The sequence below is a fragment of the Rhizobium sp. A22-96 genome (assembly GCF_053521805.1).
Genome location: NZ_JBNWDQ010000001.1, coordinates 1409110 through 1425934, shown reverse-complemented (window position 1 = coordinate 1425934; position 16825 = coordinate 1409110). Strand labels below are relative to the sequence as shown.

At 61.2% G+C, this 16825-nt stretch carries 6 protein-coding genes; 3 read left to right on the top strand and 3 right to left on the bottom strand.

Features of this window, described 5'->3' with window-relative positions; all coding sequences use genetic code 11:
• Nucleotides 1–28 precede the first annotated feature (28 nt).
• The 3 genes from ACQZ6F_RS06335 to ACQZ6F_RS06325 all read right to left on the bottom strand — a co-directional run bounded on the left by ACQZ6F_RS06335 (nucleotide 29) and on the right by ACQZ6F_RS06325 (nucleotide 13430).
• The gene (locus ACQZ6F_RS06335; RefSeq protein WP_449093102.1) at nucleotides 29–10384 is read right to left on the bottom strand and encodes a YDG domain-containing protein; all 10356 of its coding nucleotides are present in this window, start codon (nucleotides 10382–10384) and stop codon (nucleotides 29–31) included.
• A 10-nt stretch (nucleotides 10385–10394) separates the two neighbouring features.
• Nucleotides 10395–12149, bottom strand: a complete 1755-nt coding sequence (locus tag ACQZ6F_RS06330; protein WP_449093101.1) for a ShlB/FhaC/HecB family hemolysin secretion/activation protein — start codon at nucleotides 12147–12149, stop codon at nucleotides 10395–10397.
• A 321-nt stretch (nucleotides 12150–12470) separates the two neighbouring features.
• A complete protein-coding gene (locus ACQZ6F_RS06325; RefSeq protein ID WP_449093100.1) occupies nucleotides 12471–13430 on the bottom strand; it encodes a hypothetical protein in 960 nt (319 codons plus the stop codon).
• A 305-nt stretch (nucleotides 13431–13735) separates the two neighbouring features.
• Between ACQZ6F_RS06325 and ACQZ6F_RS06320 the strand changes: the two genes are divergently transcribed.
• The 3 genes from ACQZ6F_RS06320 (at nucleotide 13736) to ACQZ6F_RS06310 (ending at nucleotide 16711) form a co-directional block, all read left to right on the top strand.
• Nucleotides 13736–15043 carry an MFS transporter gene (locus tag ACQZ6F_RS06320; RefSeq protein ID WP_449093099.1) on the top strand — a complete coding sequence of 436 codons (1308 nt, stop codon included), beginning with the start codon at nucleotides 13736–13738 and terminating at the stop codon, nucleotides 15041–15043.
• A 199-nt stretch (nucleotides 15044–15242) separates the two neighbouring features.
• Nucleotides 15243–15839 (top strand): helix-turn-helix domain-containing protein, encoded by a 597-nt coding sequence (locus tag ACQZ6F_RS06315; RefSeq protein ID WP_449093098.1) that lies wholly within the window; start codon nucleotides 15243–15245, stop codon nucleotides 15837–15839.
• Nucleotides 15840–16012: 173 nt separating this feature from the next.
• Complete coding sequence (locus tag ACQZ6F_RS06310; RefSeq protein ID WP_449093097.1) at nucleotides 16013–16711, top strand: methyltransferase family protein; 699 nt, start codon at nucleotides 16013–16015, stop codon at nucleotides 16709–16711.
• Nucleotides 16712–16825: the final 114 nt, after the last annotated feature.

Here is a 16825-nt window from a genome sequence, read left to right as displayed (position 1 = left end):
CCGAACAAGACACGGGTTCATCTTGTGGTTACGGCATCGGCGGCTGAACGATGCAGCTCATTCCATCCCCAAAGCAGACGACGCTTCCGGCGAAGCGGGGATCGGTCAGGAAGTCCCGAGTGCCGTCATTCGCGAAGAAGAAGGTGCCTTTCTCGCCCCCCGGTACCGGCGGCAGCGGCTCTGTGCCCGGTGCATAGGATCGCGGCACGATCGCACTCGCCAGATCCGTGGTCGGGCTCGATGGTGCTGCTGTTACCGTCAACAGGCCGCCGACGAAGCTGACATCATAGTTGGCCGAGGCGGCAAGCGTTCCCTGGCTGATGCCATAGCTGCCGGGAGCGGAGCGCCGGTCAGCCGCCGAAAAGAGTGCCCCGGTCAATCGATCGCCGTTGACGAGACCGGCCCCGCCGATCGTATAGGCGAAGGTCGGATTGGCGGCACCGGTTACCCGGCTGGCATTCGAGGCGATGACGCTGATCAGGCGCGGCGTGATGGTCAAGCCGGCGCCGGTGTAGCTGATCGTATAATTGGCGTTGCCGAGCGAACCAAGTTCGATGGCATAGGTGCCGACACCGGAGGTAGCCGTTGCCGGGCTCGCAAGGCTGCCCGAGAGACTGTCGCCATTGATGAGACCGCCTGCGACATAGGTGAAGACCGGGTTGGCATCGCCATAGGTGCGGATTGCGCCATTGGCCGCCACGGTGATGGCGCGCGGCGTGACCGCAAGTGTGCCGCCAAGGAAGGTCAGGTCGTAATTACCAGAGGCGGCAAGAGAGCCCTGGCCGATACCGTAGCTGCCAACGCCTGAATTCGCTGTCGCCGACGTTGCCAGTGTGCCGGAGAGGCTGTCATTGTTGACCAGCCCGGCGCCGCCGATCGTGTAGGAAAACGCAGAATTGGCATCGCCGTAGACGCGGGTGGCATTGCCGGCCGCAACCGTGATCGCCCGCCTGCTGACGGTAAGATCGGCACCGGTGAAGGTGAGCGCATAATTGCCGGAGGCGGCAAGCGTCCCCTGCGTGATGGCATAGGCACCGACATTCGAGGTGCCAGTGGCCGAAGTCACAAGATCTCCCGACAGCGTATCGTTGTTGACGAGACCTGCGCCGCCAATCGTGTAGCTGAGGAGCGGGTTGGCATCGCCATAGGCGCGGCTTGCAGCATTGGCGCTAACGGCGATGGCCCGTGGGACCACCGTCAGACCGGCGCCGGTATAGCTGATGGCATAGTTTGAGTTGTCGAGCGTTCCCTGGGTGATTGCATAGCTGCCGACATTTGAGGCCGTGGTTGCACTCGTCGCCAGCGAACCCGACAGGCTGTCGCCGCTCACCAGCCCCGCCCCACCGATCACATAGGAAAGCGCCGGGTTGGCATCGCCATAGGCACGGCTATCGCCATTGGCGGCGACCGTGATCGCGCGGCGGGCGATATCGGCGAATGTCGTGGCAGTCGCATCAGCCAGCGTGTAGTTGGCCGCATCCGTGCCATCAAGGCTGAGACCGGAGATGCTGACTACCTTGCCGTTGCCAGCATTGGCATCGGCGAAGGCGCCCATGGCACCGCTGCCAAGCGTCAGGTTGTCGCCCAGAACCTTGCCGTTGAAGGCTGCATTCGAGGCATCGAGTGTAGCACCGGACGTGCCGTCATAGGTCTTGTTGCCGGCCGTAATACCACCGACCGAGGAGATCACCGCCTTGGCGATGCTGGCCGTATCGGTGCCGCCGATCAGTGTATAGTTCGACGCCAATCCACCGCCGCTGCCATTGCCGAGCCCCAGCGAACCGAGAGCTACGGCTTTGCCAGCGCCAGTATTCTTGTCGGTCATCACACCGGTGCCCGACAGCGTCAGCGTCTGGCCGGCCACCAGATTGGTCAACGTGAAGATCGACGCATCGAGATCCACCGAGCCGTCATAGGTACGGCTGCCCGACAGCGAGATGATCCGCTGACCGATATCGGCCAGTGTCGTGGCCGTTGTATTGGCCAGCGTATAGTTGCCGGCATCCGCGCCGGAAAGGCTGAGTCCCGAGATAGACACCACCTTGCCGGTGCCGGCATTGGCATCGGCGAAGATGCCGATCGCACCGCTACCGAGCGTCAGCGTGTCGCCGGTGACCTTGCCGTTGAAGATCGCACTGTTGGTGTTCAGCGTCGCATTGGCGGAGCCATCATAAGTCTTGTTGCCTGCAGTAATGCCGCCGATCGAAGAGATCGTCGCCCTGGCAATGTTGACGGTATCGAGGCCGCCAGACAGCGTGTAGTTCGAAGCAAGGCCGCCGTCGCCATGGATGCTGTCGCCGAGCAGAAGCGAGGCGAGTGTCACGCCCTTGTTTAAGCCGGCATTCTTGTCCGCCATCAAGCCGGTGCCTGCAAGCGTCAAGGTCTCGTTGCCAACGAGGTTCGACAGCGTGAAGATCGAGGCATCGACATCGCTGGAGCCGTCATACGTACGGCTGCCTGAAAGCGAGATCACCCGCTGGCCGATATCGGCTGCAGTCGTCGCCGTGCTCGAGGCGAGTGAATAGTTGCCGGCATCTGCGCCACCGAGGCTCAGGCCTGTTATGTTGACAGTCTTTCCGCTCCCTGCATTGGCGTCGACGAAGGCGCCCGCGCTGCCGCCAGCCGACAGGCTGTCGCCAGAGACCACGCCGTTGAAGATAGCGCCCGATGTATTCAGCGTCGCAGTGGTCGAACCGTCATAGGTCTTGCCATTCGCGGTGATGCCGGTGATCGACGAGATCACCGCCCTGGTGATGTCAGCCGCATAGGCTCCACCCGACAGCGTATAGTTCGAAGCGAGGCCGCCGCCCGTACCATTGCCGAGCGCGAGCGTGCCGAGATTGACGTTCTTAGCCGTACCGACATTCTTGTCGGCCATCGTGCCGATGCCTGACAGCGACAGCGTCTCTCCGGCCACCAGATTGGAGAGCTGGAAGATCGAGGCGGCAAGATTGGAAGAACCATTATAAGTGCGGCTGCCCGACAGCGAAATCACCCGCTGGCCAATATCGGCTGTGGCCGTCGCCACGTTCGAGGCCAGCGTGTAGTTGCCGGCATCTGCCCCCAGAAGGCTGAGCCCGGAGATGTTCACCGTCTTGCCCGATCCGGCATTCTGGTCGGAGAAGGCGCCGCTGAAACCGGTGTTGAGCGCAAGCGTGTCGCCAGCCACCATGCCGTTGAAGACCACACCCGACGCGTCGAGCGCCACGGTCGTCGCGCCGTCATAGGTCTTGTTGCCGGCGGTAATGCCACCGATGGAGGAGATCACCGCCTTGGCGATGTCGACCGTGTCGGTGCCGCCGGTGAACGTATAGTTCGCGGCAAGTCCACCGCCCGTGCCATTGCCAAGCGAGAGCGAACCGAGCGCCACGCCCTTGCCCAGGCCGGCATTCTTGTCGGCCATCGAGCCCGTGCCCGACAGTGTCAGCGTCTCGCCACTCACGAGGTTCGACAGCATAAAGATCGAGGCGGCCAGATCGGCGGAACCGTCATAAGTTCGGCTGCCCGAGAGATTGATCACACGCTGGCCGATATCGGCTGTGGTCGTCACCGGGTTCGATGACAGCGTATAGTTGGCCGCATCGGAACCACTGAGGCTGAGGCCCGAGATCGTCACCGTCTTGCCGGTCCCTGCATTGGCATCGGCAAAGGCGCCGGCAAAACCGCTACCGAGGCTCAGATTGTCGCCCGTGACCTTGCCGTTGAGGATCACGCCGCTGGTGTCTAGCGTTGCGCCGGTCGTGCCGTCATAGGTCTTGTTGCCGGCGGTGATTCCGCCGACGGCGATAACCGCCCTGGCGATGTCGGCGATGTCGGTGCCGCCGCTCAGCGTATAGTTCGAAGCAAGGCCGGTATCGTCGCCTAGTGCCAGCGAACCAAGCGTCACGCCCTTGCCCAAACCGGCATTCTTGTCGGCCATCGAGCCGGTGCCGGACAGCGTCAGTGTCTCGCCGTCGACGAGGTTCGACAGCGTGAAGATCGAGGCATCGAGATCGCTGGAGCCGTTATAGGTACGGCTGCCCGAAAGCGAGATTACTCTCTGGCCGATATCGGCGAGTGCTACGGCCGTCGTCGTGTCCAGTCTGTAGTTCAGGGCATCGACGCCACCCAGTGTCAGGCCCGAGATTGTCACTGTCTTACCGGTCCCGACATTCTGGTCGGAGAAGGCACCCAGCGCAGTGGCGACCGTCAGATTATCGTTTGCGATCACGCCGTTGAAGATGGCACCCGATGTATTCAGCGTCGCTGTGGTCGAACCGTCATAGGTCTTGCCATTGGCAGTGATGCCGCCGATCGAAGATATGATGGCGGGCGTTATGGTGGCAAAAGTGTTGTGGCTGGTGATGGCGAGCTGGTAATTGCCGGCATCCGCGCCGGTTATGTAAAGTCCATCGACAGCGACTGTCTTGGAAATGCCTGCATTCTTGTCGGAGAAGTTGGCACTCGTGTAGGCCACATGCATGTCATCGGTGTTGACCGCCGGGATAGTGGAGATATTGACCGTGGCTGTTGTCGTGCCGTCATAGACCTTGCTGCTGGCGGTGATGCCGGTGAAGAACACATAGGCCTTGGCGATGTCCGCAGTCGTCGTCGCGGTGTTCGAAGCAAGCGTATAGTTGCCCGCATCCACGCCGCCAAGCGAAAGCCCGGTAATACCAACTGTCTTGCCGATCCCGACATTCTTGTCCGAGAAGGCGCCGGTGGCGCTGCCGACCGTCAGGACATCGTTCGCGATCATGCCGGTGAAGCCGGCGCCTGACGTGTTCAGCGTCGCGTTGACGGTGCCGTTATAGGTCTTGTTGGCGGCAGTGATGCCGGTGATCGAGGAGATGCTGGCCTTCGCGATATCCGCCGTCGTCGTCGCGGTATCCGAAGCAAGCGTATAGTTGCCCGCATCCGCGCCGCCGAGCGAAAGCCCGGTGATGCCAACCGTCTTGCCGGTTCCGGCATTCTTATCGGAGAACGTACCGATGGACGTCGCAACCGTCAGCATGTCCCCGCCAACCATGCCGGTGAAGCCTGCGCCGGAGGTCACCAGCGTCGCAGCGGTAGTGCCGTCATAGGTCTTGTTGTCAGCGGTGATGCCGGTGATCGAGGTAATGCTGGCCCTGGCGATATCCGCAGTCGTCGTCGCAGTGTCGGAGGCGAGCGTGTAATTGCCCGCATCCGCGCCGCCAAGCGAAAGCCCGGTGATGCCAACCATCTTGCCGGTTCCGGCATTCTTGTCGGAGAAGGCGCCAATGGACGTCGCAACCGTCAGCGCATCACCCGCAACCATGCCGGTGAAGCCTGCACCGGAAGTCACCAGCGTCGCGTCGGCAGTACCGTCATAGGTCTTGTTATCGGCGGTGATACCGGTGATCGAGGCAATGCTGGCCTTGGTGATATCGACCGTACCCGTACCCAGAACATAGTTCGAGGCCAGGCCGGTATCATCGCCGAGCAGCAGGGTCCCGAGCGACAGTGCCTTGCCGGTGCCGACATTCTTGTCGGCCATGAAGCCCGCGCCAGCCAATGCCAGGGTCTCGCCATTGGCAAGATTGCCGAGCGTCAGATTGCCAGCCGTAACATCGGTGCTGCCGTCATAGGTGCGACCGCCCGTCAAGCTCAGCACGCGCTGCGAAATCGTCAGTGTGCCGCTATAATCGACATAGGCCGTGCGGGGACCGGTCTCCGTCACCGAGACGATGTTGGGGTCCGAATAATTATAGGTTCCGGCGTTCGTCGTAGACGCGATGGCGTTGCCCCAGGTGATTGAAACATTGCCTGTGCCGACTCCCGTCAGCGTCGCGCCGGTGATCGTGGTATTCGAGTCGCCATAGGCGCGCGTGCCGTTGCCGATCGAGACATAGTCATCGTAAAGCCCTGTGCTGAGCGCGCGCAGCATCATATAGCCATCATTCGCGCCGCTCGTCGATTTGCCCCAGACACCGGAAAAATCCCAGCCAGCATTGATAAAGCTGAAGGGATTCTGCATCTGTGAGGTGGTAAGGCCGGTCATGCCGGTCGAGGAGCCGCTAATGGTACCGGAGGCTTGTCCGGTCGTGGCCGTGTCCCAGAACGAAGCCGTGACGGTTCCGTCGTTCTGGCCAGTCAGCCCGCCGCCGTCGCTGACTGCGCCAATCGCGTAGCTGTTGCTGATCGTGGCAGCGGCGTAGTTCCCGCCTACGAGCCCACCTACAGTGTCGGTGCCACTAACAGCACCGCTGGCATAGGCATTGGTGATCGTGCCGCCGTTGTCGCCCGCCAGACCACCTGCACGACTGCCGCCGCTGACGGAGCCGGTGGCATAGGAGTTGTTGATCGTGCCCCCCCTATCCGAGTTGCTGCCCACCAGCCCGCCCATACCGATAGCGCCGCCGCTGACGGCACCGGTCGCATAGGCGTTGATGATCGTGCCAGAGTTGTAGCCAACCAGCCCACCCACAAAGGCGTTGCTGCCGCTGACGGAGCCGGTGGTATAAGAACTGCTGATCGTACCGTAGTTCATGCCAACCAGCCCGCCGACGTCAAACAGGCCGGAGACCGTAGCGGTGCTGTAGGAATTGCTGATCGTGCCGTAGTTCCAGCCGGCCAGCGCGCCGACGTCGGTGCGGACACCAGCGACCGATCCGCCAACGAGCCCAAGATTGCTGATCGAGCCTGCCGAGACTGAGAACAAACCAACTTGGTCGTAGCCGGTCACGGTGAGGGCGTTGATGGTGTGGTTGTTGCCGTCGAAGCTGCCTCTGAACATCGTGTTGATGTTTCCGAGCGGCACCCAGCCGCCTGTCGACCAGATGCCGGAGGCGTTGGCGCCCGACGTCTCGCTGGCGTCGATATCGTTGGCGAGCGTATAGTTGCCCGTAAGGTTTGCACCGATCAGCGCAAGCTGATGGAGATTCCAGATGCTGGCCACACCGTTCGAATCCGCCGTCGCAGCCTCCGAGCGCAGGATGGGGCGCATGTCCCCGGCCTGATACCAGACACCTCCGAAATCCCAGCCGGAATAGCTCGACGCGCTACGCGCCTGCCCGGTGGTGAGGCCTATCGCCGAAAACGTGCCCGAAAAGGACTGGCCGTAACCACTGGATCGGCCGGTTGTGGAGACATCCCAGAAGCTGTTGGTGATGGTGCTGTAGAAATTTCGGCCCACCAGGCCCCCAACAGCGACACTCCCGTTAACCGCGCCGGAGGCGTAGGCATTGTCTACGGTGCTTCCGGAATCATTATAGCCCACCAATCCGCCGACATATGTATTGCCGCTTACGGCGCCAGTGGCATAGGCAAATTTGATTGTGCTATCATTGAAGCCGGCCAGACCACCAGCATAGGTATTCGAGCCGTAGATTGCGCCGGTGGCGTAACTATTGCTGATCGATCCATGATTGTGACCGACCAATCCACCGACATCATAGCTGCCGAAGGTGGAAGTAGTGGCGTAGCTGTTGCTGACCGAACCGGAATTCCATCCTGTCAGCCCTCCGACATATTGCATGCCGTTGACCGTGCCGGTCGCATAAGCATTACTGATGGTGCCGGTATTGTTACCGACCAATCCTCCCGTATAGGAGTAGCCGTAGACAGATTCGCTGATCAGCCCGATGTTTTGGATGGTTCCCGCCGAGTTACCGAACAGCCCGAGAAAACTGGCCGCTCGACTGACCACCAGGCCGGTAATGGTGTGGCCCGCACCGTCAAAGACGCCGGTAAAGGCGGCGCCGTAGGTGCCGACGGGCACCCAGCCGCCGGTCGACCAGATGTCGGCAGCATTGGTGCCAACCGCGGCGCCCGCGTCGATATCGACCGCGAGTTTGTAGTTACCGGCCAGGTTCGCGCCCATCAGCGCAAGCTGGTGCAGGTTGGAGATGGTGACGACGCCGTTTGCGTCGGCTGCTGCCGCTTCCGAACGCAGGATCGGGCGCAGGTCTCCGGACTGGTACCAGTAGGCGTTGAAATCCCAGTCCGAATAGTTCGACGCGCTACGCGCCTGCGTCGAGTTCAGGCCGCTGATGCCGGAGGTGAAACCATTACCAACACCTGACGACTGCAGGGTCGTGCTCATATCGAAGTAAGACGCCACGACCGTGCCGCTGTTCCCACCGACAAGGCCACCGACATTGCCCATCCCTGAGACCGCGCCGGATGCATAAACCTGGTTCATCGTACCGAAGTTCATGCCGAGCAGGCCGCCAACATTCGAGACTCCCGAGACCGAGGCAGTCGAGTAGGATAGGTTGATCGCACCTGCATTGTAACCAACGAGGCCGCCGGTATGAGTCACCCCTGAAACGCTGCCGCTGATATAGGACTGGACGATCCCGCCGGCGTTCGAGCCCGCGAGCCCGCCGGTCATCGATCGGCCCGAAACACTGGCGTTAACCAGGCCAAGACCGGAGACCCCACCGCCCGGGCCGATGATGCCGAACAGACCAACGGTGTTGGTGTTCGGCCTATTTATGGTCAGCCCGGTAATCGTATGGCTCGCGCCGTCGAGACGACCTGTAAAGGTGATGTTACCATCGCCGATGGGATCGAACCCGGCACCATTATTCCAGATCGCGGTGCCCGAGGCGTCGATGTCACCCGCAAGCTTCCATTTGGCCGAGAGATAGTCACTGGATGAGCCAATGCCCTGCAGGCCATAGACATCCGTGACCGTATAGGGTGTGGCGCTGGTCCCATCGCCGCCGGTGACGCGCAGGAACGACGTGCCGTCGGTGATGCGGAAGTCCTGCGCGGAGAAGGCGGGCAAGACGGCGCCGTTCTGGACCCAGCTTCCGGATGCGAGGATGAAGGCGCCGATATCCACCGCAGCCGTCGCCGTGATCGTGCCGCCGGACGACACGATCAGCCCGCTATTATGTGCCGAGATCGCAGCATTGATATTGATGTCGGAGGCCGCCGCAAGCGTCAGCGTCGTCGGTGCATTCCAGGCGATCGGCGCGGCTATGGTGATGGTACCGGCCTGCGGATTGTTCGCATCCGACGATGATCCGGTCGTCACTCTGACATTGGCGGTTGCCAGCGCATCGGTCAGCGTGTTGACGTTGATGATGCTGTCATTGCCGGTGGCATTGAAACCGCCATCGGTGTTGCTGCCCGTCCCTGTCGAGATCGTCACATTATAGGGGTCTAGCAGCAGATTGCCGAAGGCACCCTGGGCTGCGGTCAGATCGGTGAGGCCAGTGTAGGAGAGTTTTGCCTTGCCGGAGACTTCGACCTCGCCGCCATTTCCGGACAGCGCCCCGCCCTTCGCCGTGATCGTGCCGGCAAAGCGGGTGAGTTCGTCCGACCACAGGACGATATTGCCGCCATTGCCCGCGCTGATCGCGTCGGCATTGATAACCGTGTTGGCATCGACATCAAGCGTCTCGGCCCGCTGCAGTGTGCCCTTGCCCTGACGCTCGCCGCCGATATTGACCGTGCCGCCGCCCGTCTTACCGGAGGCATTGATCTTCGCACCGGCAAGCGTGATCTTGCGACCGGTCACCTGCACCTTGCCGCCCGCGCCCTTGGCGTTGCCGGCATCGATCCGGCCGGAAACAGCAACCTCGCCATCGCCGCCAGACAGCACGATATCGCCGCTGCGGCCCGACACGCCCTTTGCCTCGATCGTGCCGGACATGTTGACCGCTTGCCGCGCCATGTCCTTGGCCGCTGCCGCCGTCAGCTGCACCGTGCCGCCCCTGGCGGAAATCCTGCCGCTATTGCTGACCAGCGCCTGATTGCCGCCGGCCTTGGTCGGCACCGCCACTTGCAGGAAGCCGTCGCCGGACAGATCCAGCGTCGCCTGTTCGCCCGAGCCAAGTGCGGCCTTGCCCATCGGCACGGTGATCACACCGGAGTTGGCGACCGTGCCGCCGATCAGTGCCATGTAGCCGCCGCGGTTGATGGTGATCGTGCCGGCATTTGTTACGGGCGCCGACGCGCCATTGCCGGTAAAGGTTCTTTTTCCCGACATGAAGTCATCGTCGGAAATGCCGAGTGTCGAGGCGACGAACGCGCCCGTCTTCACCGTGCCTGAATTGGTAATGGCGATGCCGTTCGGATTGATCAGGTAGACCTGGCCATTGGCATTGATCTGCCCGGCAATGGTCGAACTTGTCTGGCCCGTGACGCGGTTGAGGATGGCGGCATTCGCATCCGGCTGAACGAAGGTGACCCGGTTGCCCTTGCCGACGTTGAAGCTCTGCCAGTTGACGACCGCACTGCCGCTGGTCTGGGTGACCGTCAGCGCACCTGCCGATGGCGTACCGATCGAGGCACTACCCGCCGCCACCTGTCCACCGGTCGGCAAGGACTGCGCCAGCGCCACCGTCGAATGCACCAAGGCCGTCGAGGCGAGCAGCGCCACAAGGCGGGTCTTATGCGAAAGCGTCATGCGGGTCATTTGTTTGGTCATTGCCATTGCCCTAAAACTGAAATGCCGCCGAGACGGTGAAGCGGCTGTCGTCATCGCCGTCGCCGAAGCGCTCGATGCGGCCATATTCGAGATTGACGTTGGTACTGTTGAAGCTCGCCTGTTCGGCTGCCGCCAGTCGCAGGCCGATGCCGTAGGCTGCCCCACGCGAAAAGCCGCTTTCCAGGACCGTCGGATTGAAGAGCTTGACGCCGCCATAGGCGCCGAACACGTAAGGCGAGATCACCACCGCGCCGGCCGTGCTGTTACCATCCGGAAGGTTGGTGCCCTGCTGGGCCGGCAAATCGGGCCAGCCGAACGGCAGGGTGAAGCTGCTCGTGAACGGGAATTGCGCCTCGGCGCGCAGTACGAAACCGGAATCGCCCTGCATGGCGCCGATCGGAAAACTCGACAGGCCCGAGGAGGAGACGATACCGATCTGTTCGGAATTAAGCAGTGGCTGGCCGAAGGAGGTCTGTGCCCTTGCCCGCAGATCGAAGGTCAGATGCTCGGCAACCGGCTGACGATAGCCGAGCGTCACTTCGAGCTTCTGGAAATCATCATCCGCTCCCTGGCGCGACAGCGGCGTACCGCTGGCGCTCGCCTCGGCCGCACTACGCGCACCAAGTCCATCGATGCCGAAGGAGCCGGTCAGGCTTGCGCTGACCAGCGCATCGCCCGACACATACCAGGAAAGATCAGTGCCGGTGCGCAGTATGCGCAGCCGGTCCTTCGACAGGCTTATGCCGCCGCCATTGAGCAGCTCCAGCTCTTCGTCCTGTACGTCCAGGCCGCCATTGAGGTTGAGAGTGAATTCCCGCGAACGGATCAACGGATAGGCAAGCCGCGCCGAATAGCGGGTGAAGTCGGACATGAACTGCAATCCGAACAGGCCGGCCTCCGGCGTTGTGCGCGAGGCGGTCGCCTCCAGATTCAGCGTCAAGCCGTCGATGCCGATCGGCAGCGTCACGCCGCCGGCCAGCGACCGGTTGCGCGGCGAGCCGGTGAAATAGCCCTCGTCGCCGCCGAAACGCGGCGCGCCGGAGGCTCTGAGATAGAAAAGCTCACCGAAGCCGAACACGGAATTGAAGTCGAGACCGACGCCGGTGTTGTAACGGCCCAGGGCCTCGGTGGAATTGTTGTCGGCCGAGACGAAGCCGGTCACCGGCTTATAGCGCGCCTCGATCGTCAGCACGCTGCCGCCGGGCTGCGTGCCGCGCGACAGCGTCGAGCGCAGCACCGTGCCGGGAAGATCGCCGGCCAATAGCAGCTGGCGCTCGATCTCGTCATTGGAAATCCCCTTTTTGCCCACCAGCGGTGCCAGCATTCTCGCAACGCGCTCGCGGATATTGCCGGGAAGGTGCGCGGTGTCGATGGTTTCGAGGAAGCCATTGATAACGACGATGTGCAACGCCGCTCCATCGGTCAGGCGCTGGGCCGGCAGCACCACGCGGACCAGGCCGTATCCCTTTGCCGCGTAGGCACGCTCGAGCTGACCGGCTGCCTCGAACAGGGCAGCGGCCGTCACCTGCTTGCCCGTCAGGCTGTTCGCCACCTGTGCCTCGTCATCGGCGAAGCCGGGGAGCCCGCCGTCGATCTTGACGCTCTTCAGCCGTACGGTCAGCTTCTCGGCGCCCTTCGGCGCAACGGGGCCAGAGGCCTCAGGAATGACGATGCCGCTGCTCTGCTTCTGCAGTTGCGGTTCAAACGTCTGCGGCGTGACCTGCGATGCTGTCTGGGCGAAGGCAATGCATGCCGGTGCCGTCACCGCAACGCCTACGGCCAGCCCCCAAGATCGCGCGAAACGGTATCCGAAAATCAAAACGAACCTCTATTCATCCCTTGTCCACGAGAACCGTTTCCAGTCGCCATGGAATTCCCTCTGGAGCGGTTTCAGGCCGCTCGCTGTTCTCTTAATGCGCGCCGCAATGCACGAAAAAATGCCGCCCGAAATGGCCGTGACACCCTCTTCCCGGACCAGAGCTAATCAAAATGGCCGCGGGCGTCAGCATCCATTTTTGACGTGAGATGACCTGGGCACTTTGCGCAGATGAACCTCTGCAAGTTTGGCCAGGGGAGACAGATTGCCTCATTCGCAATGACGGCCTCCCTGAAAAACAGAGGACCCACCGGCCGAGGCTTTCGCGAGTGCGCTATCGAGAATGACCAGCTTCTGCGCCTGGAACTGCGCATATTCCTCGTAGAAGCCGCGAGAAATCCAGATCGGCGAATATCCCGGCCGCCCAATCCAACCCAGTGCTCCGGTCGATTGAGCTTCCGACATCTTCCGGCTTGCATGCGTATTCGAAAGACCGGTGGATCGGGCGAGATAAGTAATCGAGCGGACGTCCGTGAGATACCGGTCCTGCCCCGGGAAGCTCTCCTGATCGACACCCGCGATCAGCCGGTCCATCAGCCAGCCACCTGAATCGATCGAAGTGAAGATCCTGTAATGGGGTCCCGGCGCGCGGACCTGCGGACTGAAGAACAAGGCATCCGCCACGATCGGCTGGATCAATGGCAGCAAGCTTTCCCATTGCGTGGAAAAGCGAGCGTATCTTTGCCCGCCATCGAGCAGGTCGAGCGCCTGGAAGTGCAGGTTGTACCAGAGCGCCAGGAGAGACAGGGATTGCGGGGATGGTCTGGCCAGTCGACCGTGGCCAACCGCCCCATCGTCTATCAATTGAATCACGCCGTACTTCATGGATTCTTCAAAGAACGTATAGGCTGTATTGCGGCTCGAGAGACCAAGAAAGGTTCCAAGAAGGCCAAGACTCCGGCGACTGAGGCCTGGCTCTATGCCGCCGATGGATCGGAAAAAGTGCGCCACTGCGGCATGACTTAGAAGCCAGCGCTGCTGTGTCGCAAACAGCGCTGCGGTCCGCGGCGATGTCTTGTGAGCCTCGAACATTCCGGAAGCCAGGAAAAAAACGGCGCGCGGGAACGATTGCTGCGCAATCAGGTTGCCGACGTCGCGAGGGGGCGGAACGTTCGCACCCTGCCTTGCGAAAGGCGGCGCTGATGCCGGACGTTCTATAATCTGCTCCATGCGCCCTCCGGCTGGCGCATCAGCCAGCGCAATAATTCCAGGTCCTCGCTTGAGCATGCCGATCCGCGCATTGCCCGGAACCGCGCTGGGGCAGTACCGTCGAGGCTAAAAACTTCTCACATTCTCAAAATATGAGAAGTAAATGCCTTATCATTTATGACTTGTCAACGACAATGTTTCTCATATTATTCAAATCTGAGAAGCGAAGGGGATCGAATGGCGTATTCGCCAAAAAGGTGGGTATTCTAAAACGTGAGTAACAAACCTCACCAAAACCACTGGTTCTCCCAAAAGGAACTAAGCGGATGCCCGTAGCCAGACCCATTAGCCCGCCCTACACCCTGGGCGTCCTGACGATTGCCTGCACCCTGTCCTATCTCGACCGGCAGATTCTTGGCCTTCTGGTGGAGCCTCTGAAGCAGGACCTCAATCTGACGGATGTGCAGATCGGCCTTCTGCAAGGCTTCACCTTCGCCATTGTCCTGGCAACGGCCGGATTGCCTCTGGGTCGCTGGGTTGATACCGGAAGCCGGGTGCGGATCGCCGCCGTCGGAATCGCGCTCTGGAGCATCATGACAGCCGCCTGCGGCTTTGCCGGCAGTTTTGAGGCTCTTTTGCTGTGCCGGGCAGGTGTCGCACTGGGAGAAGCGGCCCTTACGCCTGCCGCCTATTCCCTCATCAGCGATTTGTTTCCAAACCGGCGACGTGGATTCGCAATAGGCATTTACAGCTCAGGCGCGTTCATGGGAGCCGGCCTATCGCTGGTCCTGGGAGCAACGGTTCTTCATCAGTTGCTACAGGCCGGCAATGGGTTCCTTCTGCCCGGCACGCAGCATATATGGCAGATCGTATTCGTCGTGATCGGGCTGCCGGGTATCGCCATCGCCGTCTGGGTGGCAAGCCTCAGAGAGCCCGAGAGGCGTTCAGCAACGAATCCGGGCGCGGTACCGGGGGCAGCGGAGGTGCGGTTTTATTTTACCGACAATCGGGTAGAACTCGCCAGCCTTTATCTCTGCCTGGCATTCGCGGCGATCCAATCCTACAGCTATAGCGCTTGGGTTCCCAGCGTGTTGATCCGCACCTTTCAAATGCCGCCCATCGCCATTGGCTTTAGTTTGGGGCCGATTTTTATCGCTTGCAGCGTTTCAGGGCTGATCTTCGGCGCAGTATTGGGCGATATCCTGGTGAGGCGTGGCATTACCGCCGCTCGCCCCATGCTCATGCTTGGCGGAGCGCTTGCTGCGTCATTGTTCACGGCAGCGCTCCCCTTTGCATCGACCCTGAACGCCGCGCTCGTCCTGATAGCTATCGCGTCATTTTTTACCACCATCATCGTCGCAAACGGTCCTCCCGCGCTTCAGGACATCACGCCGGCGCGCATGCGCGGCGTATCCAGCGCGGTCGGCATCATGATCGTCACGCTCATCGGCATGGGCCTTGGCCCGACACTGGTCGGGTTTATCGGTGAGAACATTATCGGCGATCCAAACAAGATCGGTATCGCACTCAGCATCGTTTCGACCGTCGCTCTTGTCATCTCCTCGACTTTGGCACTGGTGGCGAGCGTCAACTACAGGGCGGAGCCGGACAACAGCGCATCGCCCGCGGCGTAGGGGCAGGCGTTCCAGAGACAATGCCACCTTTTAAGGATTGAGATTGTTATGCTTCCTGCTCTCACCAACGAGAACTTTTGTCAGAAGATCAACAATCCTGATCGGCGCGGCTGGTCGCATATCCAATGCTCCCTATTCTTGTGAGACGGTCACACCGCTCTTATAGAACGCCCCAAGAGAATTTTTGAAAGCGCATTGAATGTCGGCCTACGAAGTCCTGGTTTCCAACATTACGCAGAGTTTTCTCGATCATGGCTATGAAGCCATGACGATGAGCAAACTGGCAAAATGTTGCAATATCACGCGCCGAGGCCTCTACCATCACTTCAGCAGCAAGGAAGAAGCCTTCCAGGCGATGGTCTACCAGAACAACGCACGCACACGGCAAGACAGTATGCGGGAGGGCGCACGGCTCTTCCTGGCCGGCTCGAATGTGCTTGATATCGTCACGGCTGTTCTGGATGTCCGATATGGCGATACGAGAAGAAAACTGGCGCGGTCGCCCTTCGCGCTTGAAGTCAACGACTACGCGTTTCGCCTCTGCCGTCCGGTGATGATTGAAGCTGCAGCACTTTTCCAGGCCGATTTCGCCGCATTGCTCGAACAGACCATAGCGACAGGTCTCCTGGCGCTCCGGCCCACGATCTCGGTTAGAACCCTGGTGCAGCTGCTCTGCGACGGTGCTCGCGGAACCAACCAGAGCTTCTTTGCGCCATTGCCAGAGGAAATTGCCGTGCGCTACCGGGAAATGAGCCAAGCAATCCTTTATGGTTGCGCGGGGCAAGCCAAGCCGTAGCGGATTTATCGAAGCTCCCGCGACTGCCATGCGCCCAAGGATAGCGAAGGCGTGACATTGGCATGCGTGCCACAGAAGCGGACACGCGCCCTTTCGCATGGTCGAAGCTGCCCTAATGTCATACTATCCGATGACCTTGGCGAGCACAGTCTATCCGGGGAGGAGCAGAGCACATGGCCGTCACCGAACCCAAACCAATATCCCGTGCCGCGGCGATGGCCTATGCGATCGGTCTGCCGCTGATGTTGCTTGCGCTTGTCTTCGTACCGGTCGGACGCCTCTACTGGCTGCCCGGATGGATCTTCATCGCCTTCCTGGCCGTCATCTACGGTGTGTCGATCTCGGTCCTGAAGCGGTTGAACCCGGCGATCTTCAGGGCACGCAATCGCTTTCAGGCCGGCACCAAGCGCTGGGACGTAATCCTCGTCTCCCTGGTCTGCTTGGGCATGGTCGCGGAAATTCCGCTCGGGACGCTTGATGCCGGCAGAATGTTGTGGTCGGTCGTGCCGCTTTCCGTCGTCATCCTTGGCTATGCCCTGCTTGCTGCCGGCATCGCGCTCGGTGCCTGGGCGCAGGCGGTCAATCGCTTCTTCGAACCCGGCGTGCGCCTGCAGCGCGAGCGCGGCCAGCATGTCATCAGCACCGGCCCCTACGCATATGTGCGCCATCCCGGCTATGTCAGCGCGATCCTGGTGTTTGCAGGCCTGGCCTTGGCATTGGCTTCGTGGTGGGCGCTTATACCGGCTGCTTGGGCGAGCGGGCTTCTGGTCTTGCGGACAAGCTGGGAGGATGCCTTGCTGCGCGCCGAACTCGATGGCTATGCCGACTACGCCGGACGCGTGCGGTTCCGGTTGGTGCCAGGGCTCTGGTGAGGGGCAGAGCAAATCTTGGCTACCACCTTCCGCGCTGCCTCCCCTGTGACATAACCGATAGCATGCTAATCGCATATTGACTGCCGCGGCTCGCTTTGATCTTTTGGCGGGAAA